This window comes from Bacteroidota bacterium (assembly GCA_016699695.1).
Classification (GTDB): domain Bacteria; phylum Bacteroidota; class Bacteroidia; order Bacteroidales; family UBA10428; genus UBA10428.
In genome coordinates this window covers 1165049-1179604 of the sequence record CP065006.1, presented here as the reverse complement: position 1 = coordinate 1179604, position 14556 = coordinate 1165049, and the positions used below count along the sequence as shown (strand labels likewise).

Below are 14556 nucleotides of genomic sequence, written 5' to 3'. Positions count from 1 at the left end.
TAAAATATTGCCGTTTACAGGTACCTAAAGTACTGTATTTTGATTGGCATCTGTTTCACGCGGGTAAAAGGAATTAGTTGCGGGTTTGATTTTTAGGTTGCTTTGGCTTATTCTGAATCGGGCAGGTGTATTTCTGCCTTTTTTTGAGATAAAACCAAATATGGGATCGAAAATTGAACTTTAAGGCAGCAGTTCGTGAGTAGTGCTCAGAATGCGTGCGATCAATTCTTCCGGGGCAGTGTTTTTAGCATCGACTACATAGTGGGCCGAGAGATAGCAATGCTCAAATCGTTGAAGCAAATCACGGACGTATTCGTGCAATTCTTCGATCGTTTTTCCTTGCACAATGGGTCTGTTGTGTGTGGCATTTTTCAGACGCCCTACCAGGGTTTCCTCATCGAGTTTCAGGTAGATGGTAATCCCATGGCTATTCATAAATTGCATGTTGTCGAAGAACCTTGGCACCCCACCCCCGGTGCTGATGACAGCCTGGTCTAACGATTCTGTTTGATGCAGCGCTTTTTGTTCCTTTATTCGGAAAGCATCTTCGCCATCCTGAGAAAAAATTTCAGGTACTGTACGGCCATCGAGTTTTCCAATTAACTCATCGAGATCGACAAAGGTAAGCCCGAGTTTCTTGGCCAGTTTTCGTCCGGTAGTTGATTTACCGCTGTTTTTATATCCTATCAGGTATATTTTCACTCTTTTAAAAATCGGTTAATCTTGCAGTTGAAGGTTGCCGCCGAGGTTTTTAAAATCGTTAACAAAGCTGGGGTAGGTTACCGAAATTGCTTCGGGAGTATCGATGTGCGTGATACCAGAGGCACCCATGCCAGCCAATGCCAATGCCATTACCATCCGGTGATCGTGGTATCCGTGCACTTCTGCTCCTGTAAGAGGTCCTCCCACAATTACCAAACCATTGGGCAATTCCCGTATATTGGCACCCATTTTGGTAAGTTCGGTGGCAATGGCGGCAATCCGGTCGCATTCCTTTAGCCGGGCTTGCTTTACATTACCAAGAATGGTTTCGCCCTCTGCAAAACACGCAGCGACAGCAAGCGCAGGCAGTGCATCGGGTGTATCGTTCAGATCGAGGCTGGCACCTTTCAGTTGAGTACATTTTACGATTACTCCTTCGTTGGTATGGGTTACTGCCATTCCCATTTGAGCCATAAAATCGAAAATGGCCTTATCGCCCTGGTAATCGTCGAAATCGAGCCCTCTGATAAGTATTTCAGAGCGGGTGATGGCAGCCGCACAAACCGCAAAAGTAGCCGAGGAGAAATCGGCTGCAATGCGCGATTCGAAAGCCTGGTAACGCTGACCTCCTTTTACCGAAAACCAATCGAGCCCTTGGTTTTTATAGTGTATCTTTTGTTTGTTGAGCCAATCGAGGGTGATTTGCACATAGGGTTTTTCGTGCAGGTTATCGACGGTGATTTCTGAGTCACCTTCGATAAGGGGTGTAGCAAAAAGCAAGGCGGTAAGAAACTGCGAACTTATGCCATCGACATTGGCTTTTCCTCCCTGGATAGGTCCGGTAATGGTGAAGGGGCATTTGTCGTTTGTCGATTCTATCGTGGCACCCATGCTGCGCAGTGCTTTGAACAAAGGAGTCATAAGCCTTTGCCGCACCGAATGATCGCCATCGAAAGTAGTGGTTTTGCCAAAGGTAGCAGCAAGGGCAGTGAATATGCGCAGGGTGGTTCCTGAGTTTCCCACATCGATAAATAGCTTATCTGGTATTTCATTGTGGCCTATCCCTTCAATCACCAGTTTGTCGTCAATGTGCTTCACTTTTGCGCCAAAAGTCTCGGCTGCTTTCATGGCCGCATAGGTATCGTCAGACATTAACGGAGAATGGAGTACAGAAATGCCCTCGGCCATGGTGGCGATGGCAATTGCACGTATGGTATGCGATTTCGATCCGGGAATCTCTATGGTACCCGAAAGGTGCGAACCTTGTGAGATGAGTTTCAAGGGAGGTAGTTTTTTATTCAGCTTGCAAAAATAATAAAAAGCTTACCAGATAAAAATTAAGACAAACATTTCGACAGAATTGAAGGGAATAAAAAAACGCAGAAGCTATTTTCTTTCGAAAAATTTTTGGAAAGCTTGTTTATACAGCCAGTATACCTTAGAATTTTAAGGGAATCTTTCCGAAAGCTTCTGCGTTAAATTGAGGCTATTTGTTTTATAAGCCCAGCTCTTGAAGTATCTGGGCACTATGGTTTTGGGTATCAACTTTTGTGATAAGTTTTTCTACCAGGCTTTGCTCGTTGATGACATAAGTGGTTCTCAATACACCTTCATATTCTTTTCCATACATTTTTTTAAGTCCCCAGGCACCGTATTGCTTCAGAATCTTCTGGTCGGTATCGGCAATGAGGTGAAATGGCAGTTCGTATTTCGAGGCGAAACCGGCATGCGACTTTTCACTGTCGGGGCTTACACCAATTACCTCAAAACCTTTCTGGAGCAGGTTGCTGTAATTGTCGCGCAGGTTACATGATTCGGCAGTACAGCCCGGTGTGTTGTCTTTTGGATAAAAGTAAAGAATTACTTTTTTTCCCCGGAATGAGGACAATGTTATTCGTTCACCCTTCTGGTTGGTTCCGCTGAATTCGGGAGCTGTTTTTCCTTCTTCGATAAATGCCATTTCTTTTGGTAATTGTAGTTTGAAAAGAAACAGCACTTTAAGAGAAATTGTTCGGAAGTAAAAGAAAAAAATGATAGTTGGCTACCGGCTATGGATGACTGGCACGAAGCATTTCAAATTTTCCGGGCGGTCCGGGCAGCCTTTCGGTAACAAAACCCGCAGCCTGCATGTTGCGTCGTACCTGTCCTTTGGCACAATAGGTGGTAAGAATCCCGCCGGGGTTTAGTATGGCAAACAGTTTCTCAAACACCTCAATAGTCCAGAGTTCGGGTTGAATGGCAGGCGCAAAGGCATCGAAATAGATGAGGTCGAATTTTACCTGAGCTTCGTAGTTTTCCAGCGTACATTTACTTTTATGCCAGCTGAAACATTCGTGGTGCAGCACCCTTCCTTCCGATTGATGAAAACGTTCGAAAAGTTCAGCTTCCTCCGGTTTAAGTGAAAGGTTTTGAACGTAGTTTAACTTTTTTATCACAGCATCTTTCAGTGGAAAGGCATCGATGGCATGATAATCAATGGAATGTATGCCCCGGTTCAGGTAGGTCAGCAGAAAATTTAAGCCCGTGCCGTAACCCATTTCAAAAATACGAATGGAGTTTTTGGATATGCTTTGCAGTCCGGCTGCAATAAACACATGCATCGATTCCTGCACTGCGCCGTGAACACTATGGTAGCACTCGTTAAGGCCGGGAACAAATAACGACGAGGAACCGTCTGCGGTTTCGATAATTTTTACTTCCATCCGTCAGAAACAGTAGGTTGATCTGCGAATTGCAGGAATTGAAACAAGATGCTGAGGAGATTTCTCACTTAAAAAGGAAGATCGTCTTCTCCTGGCAGAGGAGGGTTATCGAAAGCATTCTCATCGGGCAGGGGTGGGAGATTGCTGGGCGCTGTACCCTGGTTTTCAATTTTCCAGGCTTTTACATCGGTATACCAGCGGCCGTTAAATTCCCGGCTTTCCAGGTCGAAATGCACCTTTACTTTGTCGCCCTCTTTTACAGGAAATTGGTCAATTTTTTCGCTCCAGAGATTGAAAATCACTTTTTTGGGATATTGATCCTGTGTTTCGAGCACATATTCTTTTTTGCGCCATTGTCCGTTGCGGCCTTCGCCTTTTTGTTCCGGAAGCAGCTGCACTATTTTACCTTGAATTTCCATGTGTGTTAGTTTAGGAATACAAAAAAACTACAAATAAAACGAAAATGCTACCCTTCTGTCTAAAAAAATACAGACAGATGGGTGTACTAAATTAAATTGGAATTGAAAGTATCTGGAGTGATTTTGGTTTGTGTTTTCTCCTCAAAGGCTTTATTGTCCTAAAACCTGCAGTGTGTCTGACTCAAACACTATTTTTTGATTGTTTTGCTCTAAAATGTGTATCATGGCACGGGCAATGGTGCGTGCATGGATAGCTTTGTATTTACGTAATTTGCCGACGAAAAGAAAGCCTGCAGCTCGCATCATCACTTTTGCGAAGCTTTCTCCAAAGCGTTTTTCGTTTCTGTCTCCCAAAATAAGGGAGGGTCTTACAAGAGCAAGATTCTCGAAACCAATTTTTTGAATGCCTTGTTCCATTTCACCTTTAATGCGCAGGTAGTAATTGCCCGATTTCGCATTAGCCCCGACAGAAGACACTGCTGCCAGTTGTTTCACACCATTCTGGCTTGCAAAGCTGGCTATTTGTATGGGTAAATCGCGGTCGATGGCTTCCATTGCTTGTATGCTGCCGGCTTTTATAATGGTAGTGCCCAGGCAGATAAAAACTGCTGAAATCCCTTGCATGGCCTCAGACAAAGATTCTTTTGAGAAATCGCTTACAATTACTTCGGTTTTTTTGCCAGCGGCAACACCGGATTTTCTTACCAGAAGGCGAATGGTTTCGACGCCGGCATGGGCTTCCAGTTCGCGAACCAGGTGGCTTCCTACCAATCCGGTGCTTCCAATAACGAGTGTGTTTTTCATGGGTTAATAAAAATTTGTGGGCCGGGAAACTGATCTATTTCTACATACACTTTATTTGCAGAATGCCGTAGTTGATTTGTTGTAAAAAGAACAGAATACAAGACCGAATGTTTAAGACTTAGGTTTTTAGTTGCTAAATTCGGAAATTGTCTAAGTAAAAAAACACCAGCCTAACATGATTATTTTATTACAGGCATGTATAAAACAATATAGCATTTAACATGTTGTGGTTTTAAGAAATAATGATTAACTATTATCATAACAGTAAGATACATAAATCTTGGTTTCATATTAATTTCAAGCTTCTGTTTATTTTGCTAAAAAGCACATTTTAAGTCACTTCATGGAACAGCGCGGGGGTCATCCCCTTAAGGGGAAAGAGGGGTGAGCGTGGGCAAAATTAAAATTTGTAACAGGCATAATAGAGGCTAATCATTTAACAAATTCTCTGAAATGGCTAAATTCATTATCAATCCCTATTTGTTTGATTGTAGCACCGTAAAACACCTTCGTTTTCCGTTTTCTTTTTTTTTAATGCCTGTGTTTCTTTTTGCCTTAAGTCAGGCAAACAGTGTGAACTGGCTATCCACTGCCATTGCATTTTTTATTCTCCACCTCTTGGTTTTTCCCTCCAGCAATGGGTATAATAGTTACCAGGATCGAGATGAGAGTAGTATAGGCGGGCTAAAGCATCCTCCAAAGGTTTCTGAAAACTTATTTTATGTAACCCTCATGTTTGATATTGCGGCTGTGCTTTTGGCTTTATTGGTTTCAATTTTCTTTTCGCTTTTTGTGTTGATTTTTATAAGCATGTCCAGGGCTTATAGCTACAGAAGAATCCGATTAAAGAAATATCCCATCGTTGGGTTTCTAACCGTATTTATTTTTCAGGGTGCCTTTGTATACCTGATGGCGTTTACGGCAATTTCCGGCTTTTCAGTTGAAGTTTTGTCGCTTAATCACATTATTTGTATGAGTGTATCCAGTTTATTTATTGGCAGTGTTTATCCCCTGACCCAAATTTATCAGCACGAGGCCGATAAAAAGGATGGGGTAATCAGCATAAGCTATAAACTTGGATATAAAGGAACCTTTATTTTTTCAGCCATCTTGTTTTCAATTGCCACGCTAATCCTTTTTTATTATTTCAGTTTAACAAGCAAACCGGGCCAATGGGTCGTTTTTATTATCATGATGCTTCCTGTAATTATTAAATTGAACATCTGGTTTAATAAGGTTCGCAAGGACACGCGGTATGCTAATTTCGAAAATACCATGACTATGAACCTCTTGACATCCGCTTGTATGAATTCATATTTCCTGATTTTGATTTTGAATAAATCCTTTACCTGGTTTTAAAAATGAGTAGAATAATTTCAATCGGAACTGCTTTACCAAAATATTGCACCCCACAAGAGGATATCTTAAAATTCATGCAGACGGCCTATAAAAATAATACTGCATCGCGGAAGCTAAAATTGCTGTTTCATCAAAGTGGTATTAAAAAGCGCTATTCCGTTGTTCCAGACTTTAATCCTGATTGTTCGGACAGAATTATTTTTGCTACCGGTAAAACAGCACCAAATGTGGAAGAAAGATTACTCGTGTATAAAGAGCATGCTGCTTCTTTGGCAATTGATGCCATACACAAGGCTATTAAAAAGTTGAATAGCACCCCTGCGGAAATTAAAATTAGCCATTTAATTACCGTCACTTGCACCGGATTGTATTCACCCGGCATCGATACCGAGATTATGGAGCGGTTACAGCTTCCCAACGATATCTTCCGAACATCGGTAAATTTTATGGGTTGTAATGCTGCATTCCCGGCCCTGAAAATTGCAGATATGATTGTCAAAACCGATGAAAATGCAAAAGTGCTGGTAGTGTGTGTGGAGTTGTGCACCCTACATTTTCAACCTAAGGACAATACCGATAATTTGTTGTCGAACACCATTTTCGGCGATGGGGCTGCGGCTGTTTTGGTTGTTTCGAATAAGGCTGCCAAACAGAATAGCCAAAAAGGATTGGAAATGAATGGTTTTTACTCGCTGTTGCTGGACAAAGGAAAAAACTTTATGGCGTGGAACATTAAGTCTTTAAATTTCGAAATGGTTTTAGATCCTGCAATACCTGATTTTATAGGCAGTCATTCAAAGGAAATTGTTTCAAAAGCGAGCTTAAACCTGAATATCGACCCTTTAAAAATAAATAAGTGGGCTGTGCACCCTGGTGGTAAAAGAATACTGGATGCCCTAAAAAAGCAACTGGAACTTAGCACCGAAGATTTGCAACATTCCTACAAGGTATTTGAGGAAAATGGAAATATGTCTTCTCCCACCATTTTATTTGTACTGAATGAGATGATGCATTCAAGTCATAAACCCGAAGAAACCATACTTGCCATTGGGTTTGGACCGGGATTAAGCATCGAAACAGCAAAGTTTACCTATGCCGAATAAGTTTAAACACCGTTCCTTACAGAAGGAAATGCTTGATGAACCAAACATTGATGCCAACCTACTTCGAAAAAACCTGAAAGAACTCGATTTCCTAAACAAGTTTACAGGAGGATATAGAATTTCCATGAAAGGGATAAAACAATTGGTTTACATTCATAACAAAACATATCACATCGTGGATCTGGGCTGTGGAAGTGGCGATTTCTTAGTAAATATTGCCAATTGGGCAAGGAAGAATAATCTTAAAGTACAATTAACAGGCGTAGATTTCAATCCTGATGCCATTGCTTATTTAAACACGCATTGTGCCGAATATCCTGAGATTAATGGAGTTTGCATGAATTACTCCGATTTCCTTTCGGAAAACAAAAATATAGACATTGTGCATTGCTCTTTATTTTGTCATCATTTAAGCCACGAAGAGCTGGTTGACTTATTTGTGTATTTCAAACAAAACCTTCAATGTGGTTTTGTTATCAACGATTTGAAAAGAAATTGGATGGCATATAGTGCAGCCTGGCTGTTCCCAAGGTTATTGAATGGATCTGAATTGGCAAAAAATGATGGCCCGATCTCCGTTCTCAGGGGCTTTAGGTTTAACGAAATAGGGCAACTCATGGCTACAGCAAACATAAAAAACTATTCCATTTATAAAGCATGGCCTTTTCGTTTTCTAGTGGTGGGATACATTTAAAAATATGGAAAGTACTGATAAACCCATCGAAGTTTTAATTGCCGGGGCTGGACCAACAGGCCTGATGATGGCTTGCCAACTGGCCATTCACCAGATTCCTTTTCGTATTATTGATAAGAAGTCACACCCTTCTACTTATTCTGGTGCATTAATAATCCATGCCCGAACAATGGAGATTTTTGACCAAATGGGCATAGCCGAAAAAGCTTTGCAGGAAACAATTCTTGCCAATGACCTTAGTGTTGTTTTTAACGGGGTAAAAAAAGCACATGTTTCCTTAAGAGATATAGGACAGGGTCTTTCAAAATTTCCAAATCTGCATCTGATTGAACAATCGAAAACCGAACAATTGTTAATCGATTTTATTCTTTCGAAGGGTCGCACAATTGAGTGGAAAACAGAATTGAAAAGTTTTTCGAAAGGGGAGGTGCCAATTGCTTCAGTGGTGCAAAAAGAAGGTGAAAAAGAAGAAATAATCAAGTCGAACTATTTGGTTGCAGCCGATGGAGGAAACAGCTTTGTGCGCGAACAATTGAAAATTCCATTTATTGGAAAACGGCACCCAATTTCTTTGTTTATAATCGATTGCAAGGCTGAAACTGATTTGCCGGCTGATGAAATGTGCTTTTCATTCTCAAACTATTCCACCTCCGGATTTTTCCCGCTTAAGGAGGGCAGAAAGCGGATTGACGGCATTATTCCAAAAAACTTGGAAGGGAAGGACAGAATTACTTTTGAGGATGTGGAAGTAAAATTTGCCGAGAGGCTTCGGACAAAAATACGCCTATACAATCCAGAATGGTTTTCGGTTTCACACTCCCATCAGCGATATGCAAAGGTGTACCAAAAAACCAACATCTTCCTGGCTGGCGATGCTGCTCATACATTTACCCCGGTGGGCGCACAGGGAATGAATACCGGAATACAAGATGCCTATAACCTGGCATGGAAACTTTCCTTTGTAATAAAGCAAAAAGCACATCCTGCACTTTTACAAAGTTATGCCACGGAAAGAATAGGCATTGCAAAGCGGACAGCCCATTTTACAGGATTATTTTACAGTTTGGTAACAAGCCCAAATGTGTTGATTAAAACAATTCGTTTACAAGCGCTTCCCTTTATATTGAATAGGATATTTGTGCAGGTAGAGAAGCGAAAGAAGCTTTCCAACTCTTTTTTCAAGGCACTTTCAGGAACCGGCATAAATTATCGGAAAAATACATTGAAGAAACCTTCATCATTTGGAAGTTTTCCAAGGCATTCCCCAAAGCCTGGAGATCGATTTCCTTATTTAGTTTACACTGACAAAGAGAATGTAATAAACATCCAGGACAGAATCGACAGAATAAATTTTACACTCTTTGTGTTTACCGATGAACGCAACTCGTTTAATATAGATGCCATTGCTCAGAAATATCATTCTATACTGAACATAGAGGAACTATATCTCTCTGGAGAAAAAAAACACTTATTTGATCAATTCGGCATTAAAAAAAGCGGTTTCTATCTTGTGCGACCAGACATGTATGTGGCTTATCGCTCGTCTGCTTTCGATTATAACCACCTGGAAAGATACCTTTATCATTACCTTAAGCGATAGCGTGCAAAATCTTCACTCTAACGAAAAATTTGCTTTGTTTTTTTAACACTCCCCCGCATTTATATTTCATGTCCAATAGACGCTAGTGCCAATAAACCATCGGTAAATCCGGGCATATAAAACTAAAATATAAAAGGTATAACAAAGGCTAATCAATAGCTTTTGTTTTGAAAAAAATACTAGCTGTAATTGAAATATTCTACGATTCTCATCTTTCAATAAAGAAAGGCTAAGTTCTGAAACTGCATAATCGAGAGGATGGTTAATTTCTTTGAGTAAAAAATCGCTTATAAAAAGCTTATTTTTGATTTTCAGTTACCTAAACCCTATCCAAAATGAAAAAATTATTCTTTACAATTCTTGGCATGAGCCTGGCAATACTATCGAATGCTCAGGAGAATCACGCTGTTTTTCTGCATCACTCAACCGGAGGCAATGTGTATTCCGAAGGTAATGTGCCAGAGTGGATTAGTGATTATAACCTCGGAAACGGAACCGACTTCAGCATCGAAGAACGCAGTTATCCCGATTCACCCTGGGGCTGGTCGAACTATGCTTATGACTATTGGAAACTATGGATCGATGGCTCGTGCGACAACGTTCAGCCTGGCATTGAGTGCATCGGAAGTATTGCCGAAGGTTGTGAACTGGTTATTTTCAAACACTGTTTTCCGGGAGCCTCTATTGGTGCCAATACGGGAAATCCCGATGTGAGTTCCTCTTCGCAAACAATCGAAAACTACCAGGCACAATACAGGGCACTGCGCCAGATGATGGATACCATGCCCGAAACTAAATTCATGCTATGGACCCTTGCCCCCTTGCACCGGCTTTCTACCAGTGCCGATGTGGCTGCCCGCGCAGGAGAATTTGTCGATTGGGTGAAGAACGATTTCCTCACAGAAGATAGCCAGGATCACCCGAACATTTATATCTTCGATTTTTTTGGTCTTGTGGCCGAACAAAGCGCTTCACCAACCAATGGTGTTCAATACTGTTTAAAGTATGAGTATGAACGCAGCCACGATGGCGACGATTCGCATCCAAATACAGCTGCCAACGAATATGCTGGCCCTCATTTTGCCCGCGCCGTAGTGAACGCCTTGGGCGGCGATGCCGGAACAGCAATTAATGAACCAGACTTCGAAAATGAATTACAGCTATTTCCCAATCCAGTGGGGCAAAATTTGTCGGTGCTTGCTCCTGGCGTCTCGCCACTTCAAAACTTTCAGGTATTTACCCTCGATGGCAGACTGATAAAACAGTTCGAACCAAATGCAGAGGGCGTATACGATGTAAGTTTCCTCGGCGAGGGTATGTACCTGCTTAAGGTTGTTAGTAACGGAAAGCTTGTAAGTAAGCCTTTTATCAGAGCGAACAACCAATAAAGCACGAATGTATTTTAAACTAATTTGAATTAATAAGTACCTGTTTAGACATAATTTCTATTTTTGTGTCCTTAACCCGCTAACAAGCATAGCCGAATGAGCAAAAAAATAATCAATGGTTACGATGAGTTTGCCTCTTACCTGGGCAAGGAAATTGGCGTGTCCGACTATCATCAGATAACCCAGGAGCAAATTAACAAGTTTGCCGAAGCTACCATCGACCACCAATGGATTCATACCGACCCTGAGCGTTGCAAAACCGAGTCGCAATACGGAACAACCATTGCCCATGGATATTTAACTTTATCGCTGTTGCCCTATTTGTGGGAGCAAATTGTGGAGTTTAAAAATGTGAAGATGATGGTTAACTATGGCATCGAGAATCTTCGTTTTAACCAGGCTGTTCCGGTAAACGGAAAAGTCCGCTTGCGCTGTACCCTTCAGTCGATTAAAGATTTACGTGGAACAACCAAAACCGAAATGAGCTGTTCGCTGGAAGTGGAGGGCGCCAAAAAGCCAGCTTTCGAAGCTACAGTCGTATTTCTTTACCATTTTAATAAGTAAGATTTTTCAATTATACTTTCGGGCCTGTGAGAAATCATCGGCCTTTTTTTTATTCGTGAGACTTAAGTTTTATTTCTTAAACTCGTATATTTTAAATCTCACGATTAAGAATATGAAGCATTTGTTCTTTATTCGCTAGCATGCATCATTCTTCCCTAAACGGAATAGTACGCGGGTCATCCCCTTCAGGGGAATGAGGGGTGAGCGTGGGCTAGGCTTAAAAATAAAGCTTTTAAGAGGCAGAATTGCAACTGATTATAAGAAAATAGAACTATCGAACGAACTTTCTTCATCTTGAATTGCTACTTTTAAGTAAGAACGAGCTAAAAAAACATGAAAAACAAAACAGCACTTATTACTGGAGCATCCAGCGGAATAGGTTACGAGTTGGCCCTTGTTCATGCCGCCACGGGAGGTAATTTGGTATTGGTAGCAAGACGAGAGGATAGACTACTTGAAATTCAAAAGGAAATAGAGCAAACTTTCAAAGTAAAGGTAAGTGTAATTGCACTGGATCTTTCAAAACCCGATGCCGCAGCGAAGCTTTACCAGACCACCAAACAACAAGGAATTTCGGTCGACTACCTGATTAACAATGCAGGCTTTGGCGATGTGGGTCCCTTTTCGGAAACCAGTTGGGAGAAGGAAGCTTCTATGATCGATTTGAACATAAAAGCCTTAACACATTTGACTAAAGTCTACCTTCCCGAAATGCTTGAGCGGAAAAACGGACGGATAATAAATGTAGCCTCCACGGCAGCTTTTCTCCCCGGGCCACTCATGGCCATTTACTATGCCACCAAACATTATGTGCTTGCTTTCTCCGAGGCTTTGGCGAGCGAACTTCAAGGAACAGGGGTCACTGTTACCGCACTCTGTCCGGGTATTACACAATCAGAGTTTCAGGAAGTGGCCAACCTGAATACTTCGAGAATGGGCCGCTTTTTGAAAGTAGCTACATCAAAAGAAGTTGCTGTTTATGGATACAAGAAAATGCTTAAAGGTAAGGTAGTTGCCATTCATGGTGCCATGAATAAACTGGTTGTGTTGTCAGTTCGGTTTACTCCACGCAGCATTGCCCGTGCAATGGTTAAGAAATTGCACCTGAAAACGGAATAAGGAGTTTTAGGTTTTTGTTGAACCAGAAAGCGGTTCATTTTGTTAGTGCAGAAATGTTTAGATCAAGGCAGACGATTTTCATTTTTGAAAAGCCTGCCTGATTTACCGATAATTTAAACAATTTGCCATGGAAACGCCTAAAATAGCTGCTGCAGAACCTGTATTAATTGACCTTGAGAGTGGGAAAACTTATGCCTGGTGTTCATGCGGAAAATCGCCCAACCAGCCCTGGTGCAGCGGAGCGCACAAAGGCGGCTCATACACGCCTTTAATTTTTAAACCAGAGAAGTCAATTACCGAAGCCTTGTGCCAGTGCAAGCACACCAAAACACCACCCTATTGCGATGGCTCGCACATGGAATTTCTCTAAATGGCAGAGTTTAAGTAGATTCTAATTCGTGTAGGATTATTTTTGTACAATGCTTTTAAACACTTCGTTCGAACCAGCTCCACACCCAATAATGCTCTTAATACCCACATCGGCTGGGGTTGAAGTAAAAATAACCTTTTCGCGTTTTACATGAAAAATATTTCCTGAGGTAGGATTTGGGCCGGTAGGTACGAACACTGTAATATATTCTCCATGCTTATCGGTAATAAAACCGGTCATCAGTGTTCCGGTGTTAAATGGATCAACCAGTACAACCTCTGAAAAAAAAGAGCTGTTTTTGCTGAAAATCTGCAGAATGGTTCCCCGCACTACCTTGTATCCCGGTATTTTCATCAGGTACTTGTCTTCCAGAATGCGGTTAAATATCCGACCTATTCGGGTACGAATAATTAACCCTGCAAGGAAAAAGGTTCCGGTAATAGCCACAATAGTGAGAACATAAACCAAGGCTTCCTGCCAATCGGTGCGCGTTGGTATGAGCGATACAATCGGGCGCAAAAAACCAATCACTATGCCTATCACCCATTTAAATACCAGCACAAGAAGTGTTAACGGCAGAATTGCAATTAAACCCCCAATGAGGGTGGTGATTGCAAAATCCTTTAGCTTCGTTGAAAATGTCATTTAGTTATATTTTATTTCAAAGGTATGGCAAAAGCCGTAAATAGCGTACAGCCAACCCTAACAAAAAAATTAACTTCAGCAGTTGAAATTAAACCGTGCAGCGAACTGTATTTTTGACAATGATTTTTCATCTTTACAAGCTCATTGAATCATGCCGAATAACCAAAAACATTGCTGAAAAAAAGCACCATCTTAGCCATTATTGCCTGTTTGGTATGGTCTACAGCCTTTGCAGTAATCAAATTAGGTCTTACCTGCATGCCTCCCCTGCATCTTGCAGGCTTACGTTTTACCCTTGCCGGACTAGTTATCTTGCCCTTTTGCCGCAATATTGGTGCAAATTTAAAAGCAATATGGCCCTATCGGGTTTATGTGATTAAGCTGGCATTCTTTTCCACTTTTTTAATTTACAGCCTGTTTCATGTGGGCATCAACATGGTGCCTGCTTCGGTCACTGCTCTGGTAGTGGGTTCGGGGCCTTTATTTATTGCGCTTTTTGCAAGGTGGTTTAAAAACGAACCTCTTACAAAACGTAAGTCATTGGCCATTGTTACCGGCTTGTCGGGTATTGGAATTATTGCGTTGGGGCGATTTGGAGGATTTTTAAGTGTAGAATTAAGTTGGCTTGGCTTAGGTATTCTAATTGTCTCGAACCTATCGGGAAGTTTTGGTAACATCTTAATCTCGAACAACAGGGTGCCTTTGAATCCGGTATTTATTAATGCTGTGCAGCTAATACTGGGCGGTTTGGCCATTCTACTACTGGCCTTGCTTGTTGAAGATTATCAATACACCCCCTTGCCACTTGTTTTTTACCTTTCGATGGCTTGGTTGGTGCTCATTGCAACCATTGGTTTTTCGCTTTGGTTTATTGTGCTTACCATGCCTGGAGTAAAAGTATCGGAAATAACAGTTTGGAAATTTATCATTCCCGTGGTGGGAGCCATACTAAGCTGGCTGATATTGCCCGACGAAAAGCCTGAATGGGTAGTGGTGGCAGGCATAATTCTGGTAGGCATGTCGCTGGTTGTAATGTATTACAGACCTTCTAAGAAATAGCTAGTAGTGCTTCTTTCCTTTTACTCAT

Annotated in this window: 16 protein-coding genes; 9 read left to right on the top strand and 7 right to left on the bottom strand. The window is 41.5% G+C overall.

Translation table 11 applies throughout. The features are described 5' to 3' along the window. Nucleotides 1-180 precede the first annotated feature (180 nt). From IPM71_05045 to IPM71_05020, 6 genes are all read right to left on the bottom strand, one after another. Nucleotides 181-702 carry a shikimate kinase gene (locus IPM71_05045; GenBank protein ID QQS52101.1) on the bottom strand — a complete coding sequence of 174 codons (522 nt, stop codon included), beginning with the start codon at nucleotides 700-702 and terminating at the stop codon, nucleotides 181-183. Nucleotides 703-717: 15 nt separating this feature from the next. Then, complete coding sequence (aroA, locus tag IPM71_05040) at nucleotides 718-1983, bottom strand: 3-phosphoshikimate 1-carboxyvinyltransferase (GenBank protein ID QQS52100.1); 1266 nt, start codon at nucleotides 1981-1983, stop codon at nucleotides 718-720. Nucleotides 1984-2197: 214 nt separating this feature from the next. Then, the gene (gene bcp, locus IPM71_05035; GenBank protein QQS52099.1) at nucleotides 2198-2662 is read right to left on the bottom strand and encodes a thioredoxin-dependent thiol peroxidase; all 465 of its coding nucleotides are present in this window, start codon (nucleotides 2660-2662) and stop codon (nucleotides 2198-2200) included. Nucleotides 2663-2750: 88 nt separating this feature from the next. Beyond that, nucleotides 2751-3404 (bottom strand): tRNA (5-methylaminomethyl-2-thiouridine)(34)-methyltransferase MnmD, encoded by a 654-nt coding sequence (gene mnmD / locus IPM71_05030; GenBank protein QQS52098.1) that lies wholly within the window; start codon nucleotides 3402-3404, stop codon nucleotides 2751-2753. 68 nt (nucleotides 3405-3472) lie between these two features. Beyond that, nucleotides 3473-3823, bottom strand: coding sequence for a DUF3127 domain-containing protein (locus tag IPM71_05025; protein ID QQS52097.1), 351 nt, complete (start codon nucleotides 3821-3823; stop codon nucleotides 3473-3475). A 150-nt stretch (nucleotides 3824-3973) separates the two neighbouring features. Further along, nucleotides 3974-4627, bottom strand: a complete 654-nt coding sequence (locus IPM71_05020; GenBank protein QQS52096.1) for an NAD(P)H-binding protein — start codon at nucleotides 4625-4627, stop codon at nucleotides 3974-3976. 453 nt (nucleotides 4628-5080) lie between these two features. Between IPM71_05020 and IPM71_05015 the strand changes: the two genes are divergently transcribed. From IPM71_05015 to IPM71_04980, 8 genes are all read left to right on the top strand, one after another. Further along, complete coding sequence (locus IPM71_05015) at nucleotides 5081-5986, top strand: UbiA prenyltransferase family protein (GenBank protein ID QQS52095.1); 906 nt, start codon at nucleotides 5081-5083, stop codon at nucleotides 5984-5986. Between the two features lie 2 nt (nucleotides 5987-5988). After that, complete coding sequence (locus IPM71_05010; GenBank protein QQS52094.1) at nucleotides 5989-7089, top strand: type III polyketide synthase; 1101 nt, start codon at nucleotides 5989-5991, stop codon at nucleotides 7087-7089. After that, nucleotides 7079-7783 carry a methyltransferase domain-containing protein gene (locus IPM71_05005; protein QQS52093.1) on the top strand — a complete coding sequence of 235 codons (705 nt, stop codon included), beginning with the start codon at nucleotides 7079-7081 and terminating at the stop codon, nucleotides 7781-7783. Before IPM71_05010 ends, IPM71_05005 begins: the two co-directional genes overlap by 11 nt. 4 nt (nucleotides 7784-7787) lie before the next feature. Then, nucleotides 7788-9383 (top strand): FAD-dependent monooxygenase, encoded by a 1596-nt coding sequence (locus IPM71_05000; protein ID QQS52092.1) that lies wholly within the window; start codon nucleotides 7788-7790, stop codon nucleotides 9381-9383. A 335-nt stretch (nucleotides 9384-9718) separates the two neighbouring features. Beyond that, nucleotides 9719-10771, top strand: a complete 1053-nt coding sequence (locus IPM71_04995) for a T9SS type A sorting domain-containing protein (protein QQS52091.1) — start codon at nucleotides 9719-9721, stop codon at nucleotides 10769-10771. 96 nt (nucleotides 10772-10867) lie between these two features. Next, on the top strand, nucleotides 10868-11335 hold the full coding sequence (locus IPM71_04990; GenBank protein ID QQS52090.1) for a MaoC family dehydratase: 468 nt from the start codon (nucleotides 10868-10870) through the stop codon (nucleotides 11333-11335). A 333-nt stretch (nucleotides 11336-11668) separates the two neighbouring features. Then, nucleotides 11669-12454 carry an SDR family oxidoreductase gene (locus IPM71_04985; protein ID QQS52089.1) on the top strand — a complete coding sequence of 262 codons (786 nt, stop codon included), beginning with the start codon at nucleotides 11669-11671 and terminating at the stop codon, nucleotides 12452-12454. Between the two features lie 127 nt (nucleotides 12455-12581). After that, on the top strand, nucleotides 12582-12824 hold the full coding sequence (locus IPM71_04980) for a CDGSH iron-sulfur domain-containing protein (GenBank protein ID QQS52088.1): 243 nt from the start codon (nucleotides 12582-12584) through the stop codon (nucleotides 12822-12824). A 36-nt stretch (nucleotides 12825-12860) separates the two neighbouring features. Here the strand turns inward: IPM71_04980 and IPM71_04975 are convergent, their stop codons facing one another. Next, nucleotides 12861-13469 carry a DUF502 domain-containing protein gene (locus IPM71_04975; GenBank protein QQS52087.1) on the bottom strand — a complete coding sequence of 203 codons (609 nt, stop codon included), beginning with the start codon at nucleotides 13467-13469 and terminating at the stop codon, nucleotides 12861-12863. A gap of 171 nt (nucleotides 13470-13640) precedes the next feature. Here IPM71_04975 and IPM71_04970 point away from each other — a divergent pair, with 171 nt between their 5' ends. Further along, the gene (locus tag IPM71_04970; GenBank protein ID QQS52086.1) at nucleotides 13641-14528 is read left to right on the top strand and encodes an EamA family transporter; all 888 of its coding nucleotides are present in this window, start codon (nucleotides 13641-13643) and stop codon (nucleotides 14526-14528) included. Nucleotides 14529-14556 lie beyond the last annotated feature (28 nt).